At 76.5% G+C, this 629-nt stretch carries 1 protein-coding gene; it reads right to left on the bottom strand.

Annotated elements, in window-relative coordinates; translation table 11 throughout:
* On the bottom strand, positions 1–588 hold a 588-nt coding region (locus FOE67_RS27830), incomplete at its 3' end, for a sulfurtransferase (RefSeq protein WP_182667566.1).
* Positions 589–629: the final 41 nt, after the last annotated feature.

The following is a 629-nucleotide window of genomic DNA, read 5'->3' as shown; positions in this document are numbered from 1 at the left end:
GCGGGCACCGGGGATGTGGCCGGCCACCGGATCGACCGGCTCGCTGTCCCCCCGGTAGCGCTCGGGGGCACGGGCGTCCAACAGGACGCCGTCACGGGCCACCCGGGCGGCGCCGTCGGCGTCCAGCACCGGCATGGCGCCGTAGCGCGGGGTGAAGTCGCCCGGTCGGGGATCGGGGACCCCGGTGGTCAGCGGCCCCTTCCAGCGGGCCAGGCCGCCGTCCAGGACACGAACCCGTTCGTGCCCTGCGTGGCGCAGCAGCCACCAGGCCCGGGCGGCGGCCCAGCCCTGCCCGCCGTCGTACACCACGACGTGGCCGTCCTCGTTCACCCCGGCCCGACGCATGGCGTCCCCCAGCACCCCGGGGTCGGGCAGCGGATGGCGGCCGGCGGGCCCGGGCGGCCCGGCGAGCTCGGTCTCCAGGTCGATCCACACCGCCCCGGGCAGGTGTCCGCGTTCGTACTCCTCACGGCCCGGAGGTCCGCCGAGGTTCCATCGCACGTCGAGGAGGACGGGGGGCTCCGCGTCGGTGTGGGGATCGGCGAGCACGGCGGCGAGTTCGTCCGGGGAGATGATCGCTGCGGTCATGGGGCCATTGTCCCGCCGGGATGGACCGCGGGGTGGGATCC

The sequence above is a fragment of the Streptomyces calidiresistens genome (assembly GCF_014141525.1).
GTDB classification, from domain to species: domain Bacteria; phylum Actinomycetota; class Actinomycetes; order Streptomycetales; family Streptomycetaceae; genus Streptomyces; species Streptomyces calidiresistens.
The sequence above is the reverse complement of the archived record's forward strand: the minus strand, read 5'-3'. Positions and strand labels throughout refer to the sequence as shown.